The 21,410-nt window shown below is 41.9% G+C and carries 20 protein-coding genes; 3 read left to right on the forward strand and 17 right to left on the reverse strand.

The genetic code is table 11. The features are described from left to right. Positions 1-27 precede the first annotated feature (27 nt). On the reverse strand, positions 28-636 hold the full coding sequence (locus tag ACQKNS_RS17310) for a LysE/ArgO family amino acid transporter (RefSeq protein ID WP_427644559.1): 609 nt from the start codon (positions 634-636) through the stop codon (positions 28-30). Positions 637-760: 124 nt separating this feature from the next. Between ACQKNS_RS17310 and ACQKNS_RS17315 the strand changes: the two genes are divergently transcribed. After that, positions 761-2,206 carry a PLP-dependent aminotransferase family protein gene (locus ACQKNS_RS17315; RefSeq protein ID WP_427644560.1) on the forward strand — a complete coding sequence of 482 codons (1,446 nt, stop codon included), beginning with the start codon at positions 761-763 and terminating at the stop codon, positions 2,204-2,206. A 126-nt stretch (positions 2,207-2,332) separates the two neighbouring features. Here ACQKNS_RS17315 and ACQKNS_RS17320 read toward each other — a convergent pair whose 3' ends face one another. The 8 genes from ACQKNS_RS17320 to ssb form a co-directional block, all read right to left on the reverse strand. Next, complete coding sequence (locus tag ACQKNS_RS17320) at positions 2,333-2,749, reverse strand: hypothetical protein (RefSeq protein WP_427644561.1); 417 nt, start codon at positions 2,747-2,749, stop codon at positions 2,333-2,335. A 225-nt stretch (positions 2,750-2,974) separates the two neighbouring features. Then, positions 2,975-6,712 carry a S8 family serine peptidase gene (locus tag ACQKNS_RS17325; RefSeq protein ID WP_427644562.1) on the reverse strand — a complete coding sequence of 1,246 codons (3,738 nt, stop codon included), beginning with the start codon at positions 6,710-6,712 and terminating at the stop codon, positions 2,975-2,977. Positions 6,713-6,919: 207 nt separating this feature from the next. Continuing rightward, positions 6,920-7,822 carry an ABC transporter permease gene (locus ACQKNS_RS17330; protein ID WP_427644563.1) on the reverse strand — a complete coding sequence of 301 codons (903 nt, stop codon included), beginning with the start codon at positions 7,820-7,822 and terminating at the stop codon, positions 6,920-6,922. A gap of 12 nt (positions 7,823-7,834) precedes the next feature. Continuing rightward, positions 7,835-8,839 (reverse strand): ABC transporter permease, encoded by a 1,005-nt coding sequence (locus ACQKNS_RS17335; RefSeq protein ID WP_427644564.1) that lies wholly within the window; start codon positions 8,837-8,839, stop codon positions 7,835-7,837. A gap of 115 nt (positions 8,840-8,954) precedes the next feature. Next, positions 8,955-10,571, reverse strand: coding sequence for an ABC transporter substrate-binding protein (locus tag ACQKNS_RS17340; RefSeq protein WP_427644565.1), 1,617 nt, complete (start codon positions 10,569-10,571; stop codon positions 8,955-8,957). 42 nt (positions 10,572-10,613) lie between these two features. Continuing rightward, positions 10,614-11,582, reverse strand: coding sequence for an ABC transporter ATP-binding protein (locus ACQKNS_RS17345; protein WP_427644566.1), 969 nt, complete (start codon positions 11,580-11,582; stop codon positions 10,614-10,616). Continuing rightward, positions 11,563-12,567 (reverse strand): ABC transporter ATP-binding protein, encoded by a 1,005-nt coding sequence (locus ACQKNS_RS17350; protein WP_185150822.1) that lies wholly within the window; start codon positions 12,565-12,567, stop codon positions 11,563-11,565. Before ACQKNS_RS17350 ends, ACQKNS_RS17345 begins: the two co-directional genes overlap by 20 nt. 498 nt (positions 12,568-13,065) lie before the next feature. After that, the gene (gene ssb / locus ACQKNS_RS17355; RefSeq protein WP_427644567.1) at positions 13,066-13,428 is read right to left on the reverse strand and encodes a single-stranded DNA-binding protein; all 363 of its coding nucleotides are present in this window, start codon (positions 13,426-13,428) and stop codon (positions 13,066-13,068) included. A 360-nt stretch (positions 13,429-13,788) separates the two neighbouring features. On the opposite strand from ssb, the gene ACQKNS_RS17360 reads away from it, so the two are divergent. Next, a complete protein-coding gene (locus ACQKNS_RS17360; RefSeq protein WP_427644568.1) occupies positions 13,789-14,223 on the forward strand; it encodes a YwpF family protein in 435 nt (144 codons plus the stop codon). Positions 14,224-14,339: 116 nt separating this feature from the next. On the opposite strand, the gene ACQKNS_RS17365 is transcribed toward ACQKNS_RS17360, so the two are convergent. The 8 genes from ACQKNS_RS17365 to ACQKNS_RS17400 all read right to left on the reverse strand — a co-directional run bounded on the left by ACQKNS_RS17365 (position 14,340) and on the right by ACQKNS_RS17400 (position 20,826). Next, a complete protein-coding gene (locus ACQKNS_RS17365; protein ID WP_427644569.1) occupies positions 14,340-14,627 on the reverse strand; it encodes a hypothetical protein in 288 nt (95 codons plus the stop codon). Positions 14,628-14,895: 268 nt separating this feature from the next. After that, positions 14,896-15,324, reverse strand: a complete 429-nt coding sequence (fabZ, locus tag ACQKNS_RS17370) for a 3-hydroxyacyl-ACP dehydratase FabZ (RefSeq protein ID WP_034315755.1) — start codon at positions 15,322-15,324, stop codon at positions 14,896-14,898. 127 nt (positions 15,325-15,451) lie between these two features. Next, positions 15,452-15,706, reverse strand: a complete 255-nt coding sequence (locus ACQKNS_RS17375) for a DNA-directed RNA polymerase subunit beta (RefSeq protein WP_427644570.1) — start codon at positions 15,704-15,706, stop codon at positions 15,452-15,454. 167 nt (positions 15,707-15,873) lie between these two features. After that, positions 15,874-16,716, reverse strand: coding sequence for a flagellar hook-basal body protein (locus ACQKNS_RS17380; RefSeq protein WP_427644571.1), 843 nt, complete (start codon positions 16,714-16,716; stop codon positions 15,874-15,876). Positions 16,717-16,769: 53 nt separating this feature from the next. Then, the gene (locus ACQKNS_RS17385; RefSeq protein WP_427644572.1) at positions 16,770-17,609 is read right to left on the reverse strand and encodes a flagellar hook-basal body protein; all 840 of its coding nucleotides are present in this window, start codon (positions 17,607-17,609) and stop codon (positions 16,770-16,772) included. 282 nt (positions 17,610-17,891) lie between these two features. Next, the gene (locus ACQKNS_RS17390; RefSeq protein ID WP_034315765.1) at positions 17,892-18,893 is read right to left on the reverse strand and encodes a rod shape-determining protein; all 1,002 of its coding nucleotides are present in this window, start codon (positions 18,891-18,893) and stop codon (positions 17,892-17,894) included. 289 nt (positions 18,894-19,182) lie between these two features. After that, the gene (spoIIID, locus tag ACQKNS_RS17395; RefSeq protein ID WP_034315767.1) at positions 19,183-19,455 is read right to left on the reverse strand and encodes a sporulation transcriptional regulator SpoIIID; all 273 of its coding nucleotides are present in this window, start codon (positions 19,453-19,455) and stop codon (positions 19,183-19,185) included. Between the two features lie 432 nt (positions 19,456-19,887). After that, complete coding sequence (locus ACQKNS_RS17400; RefSeq protein WP_427644573.1) at positions 19,888-20,826, reverse strand: peptidoglycan DD-metalloendopeptidase family protein; 939 nt, start codon at positions 20,824-20,826, stop codon at positions 19,888-19,890. 152 nt (positions 20,827-20,978) lie between these two features. On the opposite strand from ACQKNS_RS17400, the gene ACQKNS_RS17405 reads away from it, so the two are divergent. After that, positions 20,979-21,404, forward strand: a complete 426-nt coding sequence (locus ACQKNS_RS17405; RefSeq protein WP_427644574.1) for a VanZ family protein — start codon at positions 20,979-20,981, stop codon at positions 21,402-21,404. The last annotated feature ends 6 nt before the right edge of the window (positions 21,405-21,410 follow it).

A 21,410-nucleotide genomic window follows, 5' to 3' on the forward strand; every position in this document is an offset into this window, starting at 1 on the left:
CATCCAATTCGAATACGTTTTTCTGATTCAAAAAAGCGATTTCACCATATAGAGAGCTGTGATCCAAATGATGATTGCAGAAATTTTATTTAATATACCAAGGAATTTCCCGGATGTATCAACTTTTTTCAGCAATCGCCCCGCAAGACATAATCCGTGGAACCAGCACCATGACACAAAGATGCACGTTATGGTGAATATCATTTTATCTTTCCCGGAATAAACAAGTGAGCTCGAACCGATTACACCTATCGTATCCAAGATTGCATGCGGATTCAGTAATGAGACAGATAGAGTAAACACAATTTGCTTTTTGGTCGACATCTGCATGGATTGGGCACCTGACTGTGAATTCGGTTTGGCAAACCAAATCTGAAAACCCATATACAATAAAAATATAACTCCTATTATGATTAATGTAAGGCGCAGCCAATCATATTGCATGACAACCAACGAAACACCTAAAATAGCTAACAGGATGAGCACTGTATCACAAATTGCAGCTGTGATCGTTGCTGGCAATGCCCTTTTTATTGTAGGTTGGATTGCTCCTTGATTAAAAATGAATACATTTTGCACGCCCAACGGAAGTATCAGCCCTAATGCCAATAATAATCCATGAAAAAACGGCCCCATACGAATACCCCCTCCCTTCATATTCAGTATAATGAAAAGAACAAGGGAATTGACCATCCAATTGGTTGGTTTTCAATCCAACCAATATATTATGAATCTAGCATATGAAAGGAGTGGTTTTCGCATGTTTATCGAATGGAGACCAAACCGGGCTTCCGACCAATCACTTCACCAACAAATCGTGGATTGGGTCAAACAACAAATTACACGAGGGGAATGGCCGGTTGGGACCAAGCTTCCGTCACAGCGCTCATTGGCCGACTCATTTGGTGTAAACCGAAGTACCCTCATTACAGCCATAGATGAGTTGATTGCAGATGGATTATTGGAAACCAAGATTGGGTCCGGCACATTCGTTTCCAATAATACATGGAATGTGCTCGTCTCCAGCAAACAGCCCGATTGGAAAAACTATGTCCTGAATGGCCTTCATGAACCTAATTTAAAAACGATTCAGGACATTAATCAGTATGAAACGGACACCGCCATCATCAGATTGGGCACGGGCGAACTATCTCCAGCTCTATTGCCTACAAAACAAATCGAAAAGACATTGCGATCCACTTCTTTTGATGCCCACTCATTAGGTTATTCCGAACCCAAGGGTAATAAGAGACTTCGCCAATGTATAAGTGTTTATTTAGAAACAAAAGGAATCAACGCAAGTCCCAGCTCCCTCATGGTCGTTTCTGGCGGGCTTCAGGCACTCCAGTTGATTTCAGTTGGTTTGCTTCAAAAGGGATCATTGATTTTACATGAATCCCCTTCCTATTTAAATTCCGTTCACCCTTTTCAATCTGCCGGCATGCAATTAGTAGGTTTATCCATACAAGGCCGGGAAAGCATCCCGACACAAATAAGGCGCATCAATGGAAGGAAGAAAGCGTCCCTGTTTTATACTGTTCCAACGTTTAACAATCCAACAAATACTACATGGACAAAAGAAGAAAGACTAAACCTCCTATCACTATGCAAAAAAGAACAGATTCCGATAATTGAAGATGACGTATATAGTGATTTGTGGTTTGAAAAGGAACCACCGCCGCCTTTGAAATCACTTGATGCAGATGGCCTTGTATTGCACATTGGCAGTATGTCCAAAACATTAAGCCCTGGATTGCGTATCGGATGGATTGCCGGCCCGATAACTGTTATTGAACGTTTGGCGGACATTAAAATGCAAATGGATTACGGTTCAAGTGCACTTTCCCAACACCTTGTGGCAGAATGGTTAGCAAATGGTCAATATTCAAGGCATTTAGAGTGGCTAAGGCGTGAGTTGATAGATCGCAGAGATTTTACATTAGCCCTTCTCGATCAATATTTTAAGGGACTGGCAGAGTGGAAAATGCCTCATGGCGGATTTTATATATGGTTAAAATTATGTAAGCCCATCGTGAATCCTCACCTTTTCAAGCAAGCGATAAAGGAGAACATACTCCTTAATCCGGGATATATATACGAACCGAATGACCATACACATATACGGCTTTCATATTCATACGCCTCGAAGGATCAATTAGCTTTTGGCATCCAAACCCTTTCGAAGATCATTCGGCGGATGGTTTGACATTTTGAGAGGATGGGGAGACACTCAATAAGGATAAGCTGCCAGGAAGCTCCATCCTTATTGAGCGTACGTTTCATTAACGGAAGTCCAATGCCTTACAATTTCCTGCCGTTTTAAAAGATGATATCACCGATTGGCAGCTTTCATCTTAACGTTCCGCCCTTTTTGCTGGATGATGAAAAAAGAATGGTGATAGCCATGATTGATCATGATATGATCGAGGATTGCAATAAGCGCCTCACCCTTATTCGGCTGATATGTCTCTGAACTTTCCTCAATGATGATCTTTTCTTGGTGGGGATCATAATTAATAGATGTTTTAGCACCTCTTTCAAAAAAAGAAAGGGTAACCTCCGGACATAGAGGAAAATCCTGATAGGGTGAATCTGAGCGGGGATCCTTTTCAAAGGGGGAATGGACGTGCTGAAGTGCATCAAAGAAACTCGCTTTTGTAAGATATGAACTGTCGCTTCCACTCCTTTCGAATTTCACTGTAACTCCAAGACTACTTACTTTATTGCTGGGTTTCTTCTTATAATTCATAGATACCCTCCTTATAATAGGTTCTTTATACCTAATTCTTTCATCCCATTCCATATACCTGCCGGAAAATGAAAATACTTCGCCACAAATAGATTTCCATATTTGCACGGTGAAAACGCAGCAAACCGCTTCATAAAATGCATGAAAGAATTCATTCATCAAATCCATGCTTGAGAAATCTTATTACGCAAAAACAGCCCTCTTGGATAAGAGGGCTGTTTTTCATTATTTTTTAGCTTTATTGATGTTAAAGGATTTCTTCGATTCATTCCCTGCAAGATCGGTCACCTTAAATTCAATCTTATTGTTACCTGTTTTAAGCGGCAGCTCCAAATCCTCTATCTTCTTCTTATAGGCACGCATTTTGTATGGTTCCTTGAATTCATGATAGAATACTTCGCTTCCGTTCAGGTAAAGGCGGATTTCATCGAAATTATCCTCTACCGTCACGTCCACTTTTGGATTCTTTGCTTTAGCTCCCACAGTTTCCGGTACACCTTTAACTTTTAACACTGGCTTTGTTGCATCGACCATAATCGTCCGTTTAAAGGAAACCGTGTTATCCCATTTATCGGTTGCTTTAACCGTGAAGCTTTGGACACCATCTACAAATTTCTTTTCATATGAGAATTGATATTTATTATTCGTCTTGTTATACGTTACGGGTACCGTTTTATTGTCGATTTTAAATTCCGTTATTTCCGACGCTTCTTCAATTTCTCCAGTTATTTTGATTTTAGTTTTATTGTTCACGCTCAAGGCTTCAGGACTCTTGATCTTTACGGCTGGTGCATGATTATCGATCGGAGCCGAATCGCTTGCTAATTCGGTTTCAGCCGTTTTTTCATTACCTGCATAGTCAATTGCCACTACTTGAACCTTTTCCCCTTTTACATCAGGTAAGGTGAATTGTTTCGTATTCGCTGGGAGCGCTTCTTCCAAGATGGATGCTCCATCGACCTGCACATCGTAATAAGCAAGCCCTGAACCATTCAAATTATCCTTACCTTGGATGGTCAATACATTGCCTTTTTTCGAAATCTTGACTGTCGGCTTTACCGTATCGATTTTGATAGGCATTTTAAACGTCTGCCATTTCGCACCTTTGTAATCTATCATCGCTTTGATTTCAAAATAATAGACCCCATCCTTAGCGAGTGCATTATTGATTTTACCGTCCCATTTACGGGCCGGGTCCAGGGTGTATGCAGTCCCTTGTCCGCCATCGTAATAGTCCTTACGTACATTATTCTCTGTGCGAAGTTTCCGGACTGACTTATTTTCACCATTCAATATATTGTATTCTACCTTTTTCGCATTCCTTAAGAATGATAGGACAGGCACGAAGTCATCTTGTGCCCCATCACCATTTGGGGAAATTGCAATATTTTTTCCATTAAATGTTTTTCCTGCAGGGTCATAGCCAAGATAAGTGAAATCTTCGCCTGCTGTCGATACTCCTCCTGCCATGCCATAGAAAGACTCTTTGTCATATTTAGTGCCATCCAGGATCGGGGCTTTGTCCCACTCTCCTTTAAACCCTACATACGGTACATTCAGTTCCGGATTCGTATCGGCTGGATCCTTCAATGAAATGAACCCTTCAACAAAATATCCGTTTGGAAAGACCTTGTCGATGTCTACAAGAGTCTGAAGGTCATCGCCAAGTACCTTTGCATCGGTTATATCCACTTTCACTTCGAATGTAACCGATTTTTTTGCAGGAACGGTAATCTTATTTGTATTTTTATTATTGATTTTAATCGAAGCGTTCTTAATTTCCTGTGCTTCCAGCTCATCAGCGGAATAACCCAGTTGTCCCTGGATTGCATAGTCCGTCTGGATGTTTCCTTTTACATCATACTTGACTGCTTTGTTGCTGTAGTTTTCAACCTTTAAAGTGAAGGCGAACTTATTGCCGATCTCCTTCATTGCAACCTTCGCTTCTTTCGTGAATGCCTCGGTCACGACAGCAGGTGTGGACAATGCGGAATTCAGTTGCATGACCCCGGCTCCCTGCCTGCGAGGCGAGTAAGGGTTTTCCCAGTCAAAGGCCTTATTGACGACACCCTGATCCGTCAATGGTTTTGAAGTATTCATCATCAAGTTCTTCGCTAAATTAGCCCGGGCAGATCCGTCTAATTTAAATTCTTTATCCACTCGTTCAAGAACCAGTGCCGAGCCGCCGGAAACATGTGGTGCCGCCATCGAAGTACCGCTCATCATTCCATATTCATCGTTGTTCAGCGTTGAATAAATTTGTCCGCCCGGAGCAGTGATTTCCGGTTTGAAATCCAGGTTCGGCGCGACTCCCCATGAACTGAATGAGCTCATTTTCCCTGCTTCTGGATTTACAGCTTTTGTTTTATCACCATTAAAGGTAACCTTCACCTTTTCACCATCCGTTAAGGCTGCTTTCAGCTTTGCACCGTCCGATTTCAACATGAAAAGCTGAGGAATGGTGATGCTTGGATCTGTGGCCATTGAAATATAACCGTCAGCATTATTGTAAATGATGACTCCTGCCGCTCCTGCTGCCTGGGCATTTTGCGTCTTTTCTATAAATGAAAGCGTACCGCGCTCGATGAGGGCGAACTTGCCTTTAACATCCACTTTGGAAAGCTCCTCCGGCGTCCCAATACCTGCAGCCACCAAGTCATATGTTTTAACCTTCAAAGCATTGGGATGTACGCTTGAAGCCGACATGAACGGAGCTTTACCTGTTTGTCCGTTTATCTCATAAGTCGCTGCATCCAAATCCATATAGTTATTCTCTACCGATGCCACTTGTACAGAATCGTAAGCAAGTCCAGGTGAACCTGAAACGCCAATATCCGGGTTCGAGGCTGACGGGTTTGCAAATCCATTTCCAAAGTGCGCCGAGTTTCCTGCTGAAATTGACATGAGGATCCCATTATCAACAGCCCTGGATACCGCCTGCTGCTCCGGATCTTCTGCCGATACAAAACCTGCAGTGGAGCCAAGGCTCATATTCAGCACATCCGCCCCAAGGATGATGGCATCGTCAATCGCCTTAATGTATATATCGCCCCATGTTGACTGCATGTCGGGATCATTCCCGAATACCTTTAAGGCCAGCAGCTGGGCTTCAGGAGCCACCCCTTTAATGCCGCCGTTCTCTTCATCTCCATTGGCACCAGCCGTACCTGCTACATGCATTCCATGCATGGAAGCCCCTTCACCAAGGTCGAGGATTTCTTCGTTTTCATCCATGTAATTGTATCCATAAGGCACCTTCGCCGTATAATAATTGCCTAATAGATGGCTAGATTCCTTCATCCCGCTTATTTCACTTTCAGTCAGTTCAGCCTTAGTCTCGTCGTTCAGGACCATATCACGGTGAGATGGGTCGATTCCGGTATCAATAATCCCGACGACCATCCCCTCCCCTTTATATCCATATTCCCGCCAAGCTTCCTGGGCTTGGACAAGTTCTTTACTATATAGCATCTCGGGTTTTTCTACAGGACGTTCATATTCATTCGCAATATGTACTTCAGCAACTTCAGGCATGGCTTCCACCTTTTTGATTTCACCATACTGAAGTTCACCACTGAACCCATTTACGACTGTCGTAAAACTTTCAAGTTCCTTGAATGCTATTTTTTTCTCTTTCACCTTTTTTTTCAATTTCTTCTGATTAGCCAGCTTTTCGGACTTTAATTGTTGTTTCTTAGTTTTCGATAACTGTTTAAAAAGTTTTCCTTCTTTCGAAGCTGTTTCTATTGCAGGGGCTTCCTTCATCTCTACAATGACCCTGACTTTCTCATTGCTTTTGTATTTCTTCCCCAAATCATTTTTCTTCAGCTTTATAATACTTTCCTGATTCTTCTTACCTGCACCGCCCGAGCCTGTCGGGGGATCTGGGAGCTTGGCTGCGGAAACGCTTGCAGTAAATACTAATAGAAAGATTGCTAGAATGGTCAAGCTGCGTTTAATCAATGAACTTTCCTCCTCTAATATAATCAATTTTTGGAATATTCTTACTGAGTATAAAAGTATCACAACTTTTGGGGTGATTTTAAGGGGTAATAGTCACTATTTTCCTATTTCGAACTAGGATTTTGTTATTATTTTTCATATTTTAATAGATTTACAAGCTTAACGGCAAAAAGATGGTGATGTTATACCAACATCACCCTTTTACTTCTAGTTTTTCATTCTTGGATCCAATGCATCGCGCAGCCCATCCCCCATTAGGTTAAAGCCTAGTACCGTAAGCATGATTGCAAGGCCAGGGAAAAGAACCGTCCATGGTGCCTGAATGATGAACGCCCTGGAATCAGCAAGCATTTTTCCCCACTCTGGTGCTGGCGGCTGTGCACCAAGACCGAGAAAGCCCAGTGCCGCACACTCAATTATGGCAGTTGCAATCGCCAGGGTACCTTGAACGATAATCGGTGCAAGACTATTCGGAAGGACGTGGTGAAGGAGAATGCGGCCATCCCCCATTCCAATTGCCTTCGCAGCGGTTACATATTCCTCTTCTTTCACCGTTAAGACCCGTGAACGTAAAAGCCGGCCGAATATCGGGACATTGACGATGGCAATGGCAATAAGTGCATTGCGAAGGGAAGGTCCCAAAACGGCTACGACAGCAATGGCAAGCAAGATACTTGGAAAGGCCAGAATGATGTCAAAGACCCTCGATATGATCGTATCTATCCACCTGCCGTAGTAACCGGCAATGATTCCCAAGAAAGAACCAACCACGACAGATCCGGCAACAGATAAGAAGCCGACCCCTATTGATATGCGCGAGCCATAAATGACCCTGCTCAAAATATCACGTCCAAATTCATCCGTACCGAACCAATGCTCCGCAGATGGGGCCAAATGTTTATCACTTAGCTTTTGTCCCTCAAATGAATAAGGTGCTATAACGGGCGCGAAGATGGCGATTAAGATAAAAAATGCAACAATCCCCAAACCCACAAGGGCCACCTTATTTTTCCTAAAACTTTTCCATCCTTCCTTCCAGGGAGAGATGACTTTTTCCTCTGCCTCTTTTGGAGGAATGATTGGCGAAGTATTCGTTGCTATTTCAGGCATGAGTTTCCCTCCCTATTTATACTTAATCCTAGGATCGATCGCTGCATACAACAAGTCCACAACTAGATTAATCATGACAAACAAAAAGGCGATGACGAGAATTCCGGACTGTATCACCGGATAATCCCGAGATAGTATTGCATCATAAATATATGTACCGATACCTGGCCATCCAAAAATGTTTTCCGTTAATATGGCGCCGCCTAAAAGTAATCCTGTCTGCAGGCCGATAACCGTCACCACTGGAATCAGGGCATTTTTAAGAGAGTGCTTGTAAACAACCCAAAACATTCTCATCCCTTTTGCACGAGCCGTACGAATGAAATCCGATCTCATAACTTCCAGCATGGACGAACGTGTCATCCTTGCAATAATGGCCATCGGAATGGTCGCAAGCGCCATCCCCGGCAAAATGAGATGTTTGATCACCTCGAAAAACTGATCAACCCTGCCAGCTATGAGTGTATCTATCAAATACAGGCCGGTCATGGCCTCAACGGGATCCCTGATATTATCCCGCCCTGTCGTCGGAAGTAAGTCCCATTGAATCGAAACGATGTATTGCTCCATTAATCCCAGCCAGAAAATAGGCATGGACAGACCAATCAACGCAATCACCATGGCGACATAATCAAACCATGAGTTTTGAAACCAAGCTGATATGATTCCTGCATTCACCCCTATGACAACGGCGATGATCATGGCGATCAAGGCCAGTTCTATCGTGGCCATTAGGTATGGGCCAATTTCTTCAGAAACCGGACTATTCGTTTTTAACGAAACACCCAGATCTCCCTTTAACAGACCTGATAAATAATCCCAAAATTGAATGAACCAAGGTTTATCAAGACCAAGTTCCTTTGTCATTGCAGCGACCGCCTCTTCGGTTGCTTGCTGCCCTAAAATCACCTGTGCTGGATTTCCAGGAATCGCCCGAATCATCATGAATACAATAAATGCCATTCCAAGTAACACCGGAATGAGAGATCCTAAACGTCGTACGGTATAGGAAAACAAAACAATCACCCTCCTTTTAAATAAGGGTCCTGTGAAGCGCCCTTGATCATTTTGAAATACATTCCATAACAAAACCGGGAAGCATGCAAGACTCCATACTACCCGGTTCGTACGGTTAATTTTCTAGTGAAACATTAACAAGGGATTGTGAACCAGTTGGATGTGGAACAAACCCTTTGACCGTCTTAGATCCGGCTAACTGCGGTAAAGAGTGTACAAGCGGAACCCATGGAGCATCATCATGGATGATTTCCTGTGCTTTTCCATACAGTTCATTGCGCTTGGCTTCATCTGCAGTGGACTGAGCTTCGATCAGCAGTTTATGGACCTCATCGTTTGCGTAACGGGCATAGTTGTTGGAGCCGATATTATCTTTATCCAATAATGTATAAAGGAAGTTATCCGCATCTCCATTATCACCTGTCCAGCCCATCATGAAGGATTGGGCTTCACCAGCCTGCACTTTCTCTAAATATGCCGCCCATTCGTACGAAACGATATTCGCTTCGATGCCGACTTGTTTTAAGCTTGCTTGAATGGCTTCAGCCACTTTTTGACCATCCGGCATATATGGGCGCGGTACCGGCATTGCCCATAGGTCCATTTTAAACCCGTCTTCAAGCCCAGCTTTTTTCAGCAGTTCTTTCGCTTTTTCTACATCGTAATCATAGTCTTCGACTTTGTCATTGTAGCCAGAAACGGATGGCGGCATAGGGTTCTTGGCAGGCTCTGCTGTGCCTTCATAAAAATTATCAATGATTTCCTTTTTATTGATCAAATGCGAGATGGCTTGACGCACTTCTTTCTTGTCGAATGGCGCTTTCTCAACATTGAAAGCAAAGTACCCGACGTTCATGGATGCACGTTCGAATATTTGCAGGTTTTCATCTCCTGTAACCTTACTGATATCACTTGGGTTCAATCCGTCCATCAGGTCGATTTCACCCTTGATTGCAGCATTTAAACGCGCAGAGTTATCTTTTATGACCTTAAACGTGATTCCGTCAAGTTTCGGCAGTCCTTCTTGCCAGTAGTCATCGTTTTTCACCACTTCAATCGTATCGCCAGGTTTCCATGATTTGAATTTGAAAGGACCTGTACCAGATGGATTTTTAGTGAAGTCGTCACCTTCTTTTTCAATTCCAGCCGGACTGGCAATTGCAAATGTAGGCATGGCAAGGTTTTTCAGGAACGGCGCCTGCGGACGGTTCAAAGTGAATTCCACCGTGCTGGCGTCGATCGCTTTCACTTCTTTGATGACATGGCCTTCATCACCTTCAAATCCACCGAACATGGAGGCATAGTACGCAAATTTCCCCTCATCCTTACTTTGTGCCCAACGTTGAAAGTTTTTTACGACTGCATCTGCATTGAAATCCGTACCATCATGGAACTTGATTCCGGTTTTCAATTTGAATGTGTATGTTTTTGCGTCATCGGACACTTCCCATGATTCTGCTAGACCCGGATTGATTTCCGTATCATTTTCTCCATATTTCACAAGCGTTTCAAAAATCTGCTGTGTGACGATGAATGATTCCCCATCGGTTACGATAGCCGGGTCAAGGCCGACAGCGTCTCCGCCTTTACCGTATATCAATACGCCGCCCTTCGCTTCACTCGATCCCCCTTTACCATCATCTTTCTCTTTTGATGTAGACGAGGAGCATCCCGCAAGCGCCAGTGAAAGAGCCAGGATACCAGTCAGCAATAATGCCCATGTTTTCTTCATATTCTTCCCCCTTATTATTTGCGAATTTATGTATACGTCGTGTCAATTGTATAAATGACAGGCAACGTAGTGACCAGGTTTATGTTCACTCAGGATTGGCTTTTCCGTACTGCACCCTTCCATCGCCTTCGGACATCTCGTATGGAATGGACAGCCTCCGGGCGGGTTTGATGGGCTTGGAACATCTCCCTGCAGGATTACCCTATCCCCTTTGTATTCCACATCCGGGATGGGCACGGCTGATAGTAAAGCCTGCGTATATGGATGAAGCGGATCTTCGTAAAGTCCTTCACTTTCCGTCAATTCAACGATATGTCCCAGATACATGACACCGACACGGTCGGAGATATGCCTCACCACTCCAAGGTCATGGGCAATGAACAAGTAGGTCAAATCAAAATCTTCCTGCAAATCCTGCAACAGATTCAAGACCTGTGCCTGGATCGAAACATCCAGTGCCGATACCGGCTCATCGGCAATGATCAGTTTGGGGTTGACTGCAAGAGCCCTCGCGATGCCAATACGCTGCCGCTGGCCCCCACTGAATTGATGCGGATACCTTTTAGCATGGTAACTGCTTAAGCCAACAACCTTAAGAAGTTCCTGTACACGGGCCTTTCGCGCCTTTTTATCTTTAACCCCATGAACGATGAGCGGTTCTTCCAATATTTTCTCAATAGTATGCCTGGGATTGAGGGAAGCGAATGGATCCTGGAAGACCATCTGCATTTCACGGCGCATCTTTCTCATTTCACTGGAAGATAAAGCTGTCAGGTCCTTTCCTTCGAAATAAACATTACCCTCACTCGGCTCAAGCAATCGAAGCAATAATCTTCCCGTCGTAGACTTTCCGCAACCGCTTTCACCGACAAGTCCCAAGGTTTCCCCTTTATAAATGGAAAAAGACAAACCATCAACTGCCTTGACCTCTCCGATGGTCTTTCCGAGAACCCCCCCTTTGATCGGAAAATGCTTCTTTAGGTTTTCTACCTTAACCAATGTTTGATTCATGCAAGGCAGCTCCTTTCCCATCTTCATACAGCCAGCAGCGAACATGCTGACCTTCATCGAATTTCAATAGAGACGGGGTCTCATTTATACATTGCTCCATGGCATGGGAGCATCGGGGGGCAAACTGGCACCCTAGATTGCTTGTCCCAGGTTTCGGCACATTACCCGGTATCGAGTAAAGGCGATCCTTCTTTATTCGCATATCGGGAATCGACTGAAGTAAACCGACCGTATAAGGATGCTTAGGGTTTTGGAAAATCGTTTGCACATTTCCTTCCTCTATCACCTTGCCGGCATACATGACAATGACACGTTCACACATTTGCGCCACTACCCCCAGATCATGGGTAATCATCATGATTGCCGTGTCCGTTTCTTTATTTAAATTCTTCATTAGCTCCAGGATTTGTGCCTGGATCGTCACATCCAAAGCCGTTGTCGGTTCATCGGCTATAAGGAGCTTCGGCTCGCAAATCATGGCCATTGCTATCATGACCCTTTGTCTCATTCCACCCGAAAGCTGATGCGGATATTCTTTGAGCAATTCCTCGGCTCGGCCAAGCCCAACCAGCTTCAGCATTTCCACCGCTCTATGCCGGGCCTGTTTCTTGTTCCATTTTTTATGTATCCGAAGCGTCTCGACCAGCTGCTCTCCAATTGTGAACACAGGATTCAAGCTAGTCATCGGTTCCTGGAATATCATCGCTATATCATTCCCGCGAATTTTTCTCATTTTCGCTTCAGAGGCATTTGCGATGTTCTCTCCTTTAAAAAGGATTTCCCCCTCCACCTTACCAGCCGGCGAAGGAACCAGACCCATGATGGACAGAGAAGTTACGCTTTTTCCGCATCCCGATTCTCCTACAATCCCTAAAACCTCACCAGGATTGACATGGAAATCGATTGAATTCACGACGGGAATCACCCCATCGTCAGTACGAAAACTGGTTCGCAGCCCATTCACCTTAATAATTGGTTCGTCCATCAAATCACTTCCTATATATAACTTTTTTTCCAATTATATTATTGGGTTTATTATTGCATCAAAGTTAAAATATTACAATATATTTTCTAAAAATTCTAATTTAACAGAATTATTTTTTTATTTTTTCCTATTTACTCATATTTTGGCACAAAAAAATGACTGCATATTTGCAGTCATTACAATGGGGAAATCAGATAATTCGATTTTAATGAGGGTAAATCGAGGTTTCCAGCGGGGAGAAGCTATATTAGCTTTTGGGGAATGAATGGATGGGTGAAAGATAATCTATATACCCCTGTCAAGCATCACTAAATTTTGCATGTATTTTTCATTATGGTCATATAAATACTTTTATTGTTTCAAATGTAGTAAGCATCAAATTGATCCTACTATTCATTATTTGAAGTTTTCACTTGGGTCTTCACCACATTTTACATTTTCTTGAAAACATTCTTTCTTTCGTGCTGTGGCAAGCTTATGCCAACTTCCACGCAACACTTATAAACCAATATGTTCAAAATCTTTGGGTTTAACATCATGATGTTTTGCCCCAATGAACTGAACCCTCTCGGCAACCACTTCAGTTACATATACATATTTGCCCTCCTGATTTTCGTATCTCCTTGTTTGTATTCTGCCAGTTATGCCAATCGTTGTACCTTTTTTACAATATTGAGCAGTATTTTCAGCCAACTTCCTCCATATGATACACTGTACGAAGTCCGCCTCATAGTTACCGACAGTATTACGGAAGTTCCGGTTGACTGCTAACGTGATATTGGAAACAGCCTTGCCATCGGGTGTGTATCTTAATTCGGGATCCTTCGTAAGCCTGCCGACGAGGGTAACCTGGTTAATCATCTTTTCACTCCTTCCTCTTTACTATGCTTTAATCATACTCTTTCTTCCATCGATTAAAAAATCGAGGAAATGGTCTTATTACACCATTTTCCTTCCTAAAAAACCGTTTGGATTGTTGCAAAAACACTTTTTATTGATTAAATTCAGGTGAAAAACGAATAGTTAACAAAATTAAATATTTTGCAAATTTTTATTCTATCCTTCATAATTTAGACAAATGTTGGGTTTTCATTTCATTAAGGATCTTTTTTTTAGTATGATATAATTACCTTTAAAAGGATTAAATCGATATGTACCATTTCAAAATTTACGTTTAAGAGAGGTAATACCGCTCTTTCTTGCAAGAAACGGAGGAATTGGATGAAATCATTTAAATTGATCTCGTTGCAAATTGTTACTGAAAATTTAGACTTGATTGATATCGCATTAACAGATGGACTGATTATAAATAAAGAAAATGACGCCAGAACATGGTTACTGGAAGCCTTTGTGGAAGAAAATCATTTCAATAAGCTTCAGCCCTCACTTCCCAATATAGACGGAGAGGTGTATATCCAGGCAGTCATTACCAAAAAGGACAATGAACCGGCGTTGTTCCACACTGTTTTACGTACAATAAGAAAAGTGGGCAACCATTATAGCCTTTTATTCGTTGGCCACATCCAAAAAACACGGAGCAAATATGCAGAACTCCTTCTTGAAGATTTGGTCCAAAAAGGTCTATCCGGCGATGAATTAATAAAAGAGTTCAAGCAAAAAATCCGCTCAAAGCCTAAATTAGCAACTAATAAATAAAAAACCCTTCCCTTAATTCCCATCCCTAATCGAATGCACATAAAAAAGACTGACTTAGACGAATAAGGATATTAATCCTCTTCTTGCCTAAGCCAGTCTTTCTCATTCTGTGCTAATTACTTATTATTGTCGTCTTTTTTATCATCGTCTTTAATCAAGTCATCAGCATCATTATCGACGTTATCATCGAGATCATTATCGTCGTTATCAAGCACTCCATCATCATCGTTATCATTCATATCGTTATCATCGTTGTTATCATTTACACCATTGTTATCATCTTCTATGATGTTGTTATCATCTTCTGGTGCGGGATTGTTGTCATTATCATTCGTTCCACATCCAGCAAGGAACATAATTGATAATAAAGATCCCCCAAGTAGTGCAAAAATTTTCTTCATCATTTTTGGCAACCTCCCTTCTTTCTTTATCATTAGATATTTTGCCCGAATGTGAAAATAACTTGCGCGCTATTTTAAATTTAAAAAGAAAAATCCGCTTTGCTTGCTCATTAAAAAATGCCGGACATATAAAATGTCCGGCATTCAAAGGGAGAATAGAAAGTTCTAAAAGCACTGCAGTGCTTTTTATATACACCGATTCACGATTCCTTAAACCCTTTTTCGAAAAATATAGTTAAAACATACCATTTCCCTTTACGGAAAATGAATCTTATTTGTCACCAAAAGCAAACATGATATCGGCTTCACATGCTGTTTCTCCATCCACCGTCGCCACTGCTTTCCCTTTCCCCATTGACCCTCTCATACGCACTATTTCCACTTCCAGACGCAACTGATCACCTGGTTTAACTTGCTTCTTAAAGCGGCAATTATCAATCCCAGCGAAAAATGCAAGCCGCCCTTTGTATTCTTCTTGTTTCAAAACGGCTACAGCGCCGACTTGCGCTAGTGCCTCTACAATCAAAACTCCAGGCATTACTGGATAATCAGGGAAATGACCATTAAAGAATTCTTCATTTGCCGATACATTCTTCAATCCAACCGCCCTTTTCCCTTCATCTATTTCTATGATCCGGTCGACTAATAAGAATGGGTATCGATGCGGGATGATTTCCTTTATTTGTGTGATATCAAGCATATATTTTCCTCCTATGAATTAGATATTTCAAACATAACATAAACTTGCCCCTGTCATGTAGACAGAGGCGTAGTTGCCCTGTAATATAAATCCGATAACGACAGCAACTACTTCAAGAAACATGGAACTACGCGCCCTTGTTCACTATATCAATAATATGGGTCCATGTGGATTTTTGGAAAACATCCATTGCATGTCCTCCACCAATCACACTATATCCCAATAGTGCCCCGGATAATACAGCAATGAAAATCAATCCGATAACAATGAGTAAACGAAGCCATATTGGCAAAAGACGGACCTTGATCCTAGGACTCGGTTTCGCCTCAACTTCCTTTATCTCTTCTTCAATTTGTTGTCTCATTACACGATTTTGTTCCATATAGAATGTGAAAGCTCCTTTTAAGAAAACTCGCCGGCTGATTTTCCCTTTACACCAGAAATTCAGCAGCTATGCAAAATGATCGGCACGAATGATTCCAATGGTTATGAATACATTATAACCGATTTGCTCTAATTCCGCAGGGAGACATTTTTTTACCAGATACCTTAACGGATTCCATTGATCAATCCGCTCATTTGATCAGCCATCGTTACAGCCCGGGATTGAAATTGGTAAGACCGCTGAACATTGATTAGATCTGTCATTTCTTTGGAAAGATCGACATTTGATGACTCCAGAGACCCTTGACGGACTGCTGCCCGGTTGCGGGAATCCCCTGTTAATGCAGTCATGATATCGTCTTCAGTAACACCCAAGGCATTGAAGTTTTTGGGGAGGCCAAGTAAATTTCCGCCTAGCCGGTCAAGAAATTGCGGTTTCTTGACCGAGACGATTCCGAGCCCAAACCTCTTTTCGCCATATTCTTCCGTATCCACTACCAATAAGCCGTTTTCCGAAATCTTAATGTCTTTGATTTTTCCCTCAATGAGGATCGGACCACCATTTTCATCAAGGACTTTATGTCCTGCAGAAGTAACGAGCATCATTTGGCCGTTACCGTTAGGAGATAAATGAAAGGCCCCATCCCTTGTAAGCCCTATATTGACACCATTAACGTCTTGAACGCTTACGGTGAAGAATTGGTCATCCCGGGTGAATGCAGCATCAAGGTTGCGGTCCGTCGTCTTTAAGGCTCCCTGTGAAAGCACCAATTGTGATTGGCTTATCATGGCACCTGTTCCTTGCCGGATGCCAGGTGCGGTCAATCTTCCTTTTTCCTTCGTCCCACCCGGTTGATTATTGAAGCTCTGTGTCAATAAGTCATTGAAACTCGTTTGGGTCTTTTTGTAGGCAGCCGTATCCGCATTCGCGATATTATTACCTATTTGGTCGATTTTACTTTGAAGTTGGTTCAACGTATTCGTCGCCGTCATCATCGTCCGATTCATGGTTTTTCCCCTTACATGTTCAAATTTCCAAAATCATTTTCCCTACAGTTCAATTAAAGCCTGCCAACCTCATTGACCGCTTTATCCAAACTTTTATCATAGGCTTGAAGAACCTTCTGACTCGCTTCAAAAGAGCGATATGCCGACATCATTTCTGTCATCGTTCTCGATTGATCGACATTGGAGTCTTCAAGAAAGCCTTGCTTTGTAGAAAAACTGACATCTGCAGCAGCATATGCGCTAGGTAAATCCTTATCATTCACAGCTTTGTACAGGCCTTCCCCATCCTTCATGAGCTGTAATGACGGATCATCCGAATAACCGATGCCCATACGTGCGGTTTGAACATTTCCAACTAAAATAACACCGTTTTCCGCTACTGTGAATCGATCGCTATCAAGCTGGATTTTTTCATTATTTTCGTTCAATACATAATGACCCGAAGGCGTGGTCAGATAACCTTGCCCATCCAGGGTGAAACTGCCGTTACGCGTATAACGGATTGAACCATCACCATCCTGGACAGTAAAAAAAACCGATCCTTTCCGTCCCGTTTCTTCATTGATCGGAAGGTTTTCATCAACCAAGGAAATATCCGTATTAAGCTGGGTTTCCTCCAATGTGCCCTGGGCAAATAAAGGATTCGCCTCCTGGACGTAAACACCCGTACTGAGCCCCCCAACCTGGGATAAGTTGGACATGCTCAATTCGCTCCCCGTAGGAACCGTTTTACCACCTATGTTGCTTATGAGCATTTCCGGAAAAGACCTTATACTCATTTGATCCGCTTTATACCCTGTTGTATTCGCATTGGACATATTGTTTGTGAGCAATTCTGTGCGCCTTTGCTGTGCAAGCATCCCGGAAGCAGCCGTATAAAAACCTCTTAACATCTTCTTCACTCCTCAATTTACATTACTTATCCCGTTCAATTTCTCATATCTATTCTTATCGGTCATGAACATCAGTATCTTAAGGAAATGGGACAGCATTAGGCAGAAGAATTTGTCTGTATCGTAAGCTAGGTCAGATTTAAAGGAATGGTGTTAAATTCTAAGGCTAAAAGAAGAGGGCCTATTGCTCATCTGTACTAGAACTGCACGCACTTTCACTATGCCTCACGTTTGTCTGAACCTTAGACCCCTATCTTATGATGCGGATTTCCATCCGCTTTTTTAGTTGAATTTGTGCCGTGGCAATTTATCCATGTTATCAAGCATGATACCGGTTCCGATTGCTACGCAATCCATTGGCTGCTCGGCAACGAGTACTGGGACCTTAAGTTCTTCAGCAAGGAGTAAATCAATCCCGTGAAGCAATGCTCCTCCGCCTGTTAAAATGACGCCGCGGTCGATGATATCAGCAGAAAGTTCTGGCGGTGTCCGCTCAAGTACGCTTTTTGCAGCTTGTACAATGATGGAAACCTGCTCGCGAAGAGCTTCCTCAATTTCTTCCGAGTTGACCGAAATGGTCCTAGGCAATCCCGATACCATATCGCGCCCACGGATATCGATGACTTCATTACGGGATCCAGGGAATACGGTTGCAACTTGGATTTTAATATTTTCCGCTGTACGCTCACCAATAAGGAGCTTGTACTTCCGCTTGATATAATTTAAAATTTCATTATCGAATTTGTCACCGGCCATTTTAATAGAAGAAGATGTAACGATATCCCCCATTGAAAGAACGGCAATATCCGTTGTACCCCCGCCAATGTCTACGACCATATTGCCGCTTGGTTGAAAAATGTCCATACCGGCACCGATTGCAGCCACTTTTGGTTCTTCTTCAAGGTATACTTTTTTTCCGCCGCTTTTTTCAGCAGCTTCTTTAATCGCTTTTTGTTCGACACTTGTTATGTTGGTCGGGCAGCAGATTAAAATTCTAGGCTTTGAAAGGAATCCTTTCACATTCAATGTATTGATAAAATGCTTAAGCATCGATTCTGTTACATCAAAATCCGCAATGACACCGTCTTTTAAAGGACGGATTGCGATGATGTTTCCTGGAGTACGGCCTACCATTTTACGAGCTTCTTCCCCGACGGCAAGAACACGGTTCGTATTCTTATCAATCGCAACTACGGAAGGCTCATTTAACACAATTCCTTTACCTTTGACATGTATAAGAACATTGGCTGTTCCAAGATCTATCCCAATATCTCTAGCAAACATTTCTTAAATCCTCCTTGAATATCCTCACATATAACCTACTTCTGTCCTAATTGTTTATTTTACCATATTGCATTGACACAAGTAAGTATGAATTATAAATAAACACTAATAAATACTATTATTCCCTTTTTTGCCAATATGTAAAAAAAATCGGTGCCTTATGTACTAAATTTTTGCCTTTCCCCATAAAAAAAATCCCGGCGGAAACGCAATCAAGGTTAAAAGCTGACATTCACTTTCATGTCCTCTTATCCCCGATTCACATCCAATTGCCGGAATGATTCAAGTATCATTTTACGATTTCTTCTTCTCTTTCGGAACGTTTATATTTTAATTTTGTCGCTTCTCCACCTCTTAGGTGGCGAATGGATTTATGATAATCCAATATATCCTTCACTTCGTTAGCCAAATCAGGATTAATTTCTGGCAGCCTCTCAGTTAAGTCTTTATGAACCGTGCTTTTAGAGACTCCGAACTCTTTTGCAATGACGCGGACTGTTTTTCTAGTTTCCACGATATACTTACCTATCTTGATAGTTCTTTCTTTGATGTAATCGTGCACACCACTCGACCTCCCCAAATTGGATGTGAGAAGTGTGAAATGAGATTCGCATTTTTCGAATCGAATACCGCTGCCCTATAAACAATGAAAGATAGAATTATTCACCTATTAGATAATTTGTAATAAACGACTCCTCACCTCAAACACTCTCTTTGCATGGTTTATAACATCTTATTAGCTTGGTTAAGAATATATGCCTAATGGGACAGGAGGTTTGGATTTATTTCTGATTTTCATCTGTATATTTTCATTAAACGTAAATTATTTCCCGAGAAATTTGTCAAAACTTCAAAGCTTTCAGCATAATGGACATTATTTCCTCGAAAAAAAAGGAAGCCGTTCAAAGTGAACGGCTTCCTTTTACCAAATTTTCAGTTGTTGTCATTCGTAACGCTCTAGGTTTTTGTTTTGATTTTATTAAAAATCTTAATCTTAATTAGATTGATTTGACGAATCTTTTAAGGAATCGCTTTCTTCAGTTGTATCTTCACCAGGGACAGAGCCTTCCTCATCAGTGCCACTCTCTAAATCAGTGCTCTCGTCAGTTTCGTCAACTGCAGGAGCTTGCTCCGTGTCAGTTTCAGACTCTTCAACTGCAGGTGTTTCCTCTTTATCAGCTTCAGATCCTTCGACTGCAGGTGTTTCTTCTTTATTAGCTGAATCCTCAAGTTCACTGCCTTCGGCTTCAGTTGCCGATTGAATCGCAGAAGCTTGTTTATCGATAAAATCAACTGGGTTTAACGCAATGTTATCTTTTCTGATTTCGAAGTGTACATGCACGCCAGCCTCTTCATTGATTTGGCTTTTTCCAGCTGTAGCAATTGCTTGTCCTTGTTTCACTTTGTCACCGACTGCAACCTTAATGTCTTTAACAGATTGATAACGGGTAACAACACCATCTTCATGTTCTATTTCAACTAAATTTCCAAGTAATGCATCGTCTTGAACTTTCGTTACATTTCCACTTAAGGAAGCTTTTACATCGAAAGCCTTTCCATCTTCCATCGCAATGTCTATACCTTTGTTTTGCTCATATCTATTGTTGTAGAATACCAATGCTTCTTCTTGTGCCTTTTCATCCGCATTCACATCATAAAACTGTTTCTTGATAATCGATTTGTCTGCATCGGCTACAGGCATCTTGATTGTCTCAAGATTGCTATTAACCTCTACAGAAGGTTCACCATAGTTTTTTCCTGTTTCAGCCGATTCCTCTTTGCCATCTTTAGCTGAATCATCAAAACTATTTTGTAATAAGAAGGCCGCGGCTAAGATTATGGCTGCACTTGCGATATAGATTGCTGATAATGCCCAACGTTGTTTTAGTATACGTCGGATTGTGGAAGTTGATTTCTTTTCTTCCTCTCTCATATTAATCACCTCAGCAATCATTCTGAACAGTTTGTTAAAATTATATACATTCAGGAAAAAAATTTTTTAGATTTATTTTGTGGAAATGAAACCGATTTTATTCGTAGAATGGTAAAATGTTTGGTATCTTACTGTTGAAGGATGTTTAAATCATGAAAAAAGCTTTTAAATTTGTGTTAACGTTATTGCCTTTTCTATATATGATTGCCATTTGGATAATGTCGAGCAACCCCGATGATATGATTCTTGATCTTCCCTCATCCTCAATTGACCGATTTATCAAAGAGGCACTTCATCTGGTCGAATTTGCCCTTTTGTATATATTATTAGTTTCCGCCCTTGCTGCAAACCAGAAACTGAGACCTGGTTTAAGCCTGTTGGCGGCCCTTGTAGCTTGCCTTTACGGGGTGGTTGATGAATACCACCAATCTTTCGTCCCATACCGCTCCTCTAGCTTAATAGATGTCATTAAAGATATCATTGGAGTAGCTGCAGTTTATTTTCATGTCCAATATCATTATTTCAAGCGTAAACGGGGCTTTTTGACCTTTATAGAAAAATTAAACGAAAAGAAATGAGAGATG

Source organism: Peribacillus sp. NPDC094092, from assembly GCF_050279365.1.
Taxonomy (GTDB): Bacteria; Bacillota; Bacilli; order Bacillales; family DSM-1321; genus Peribacillus.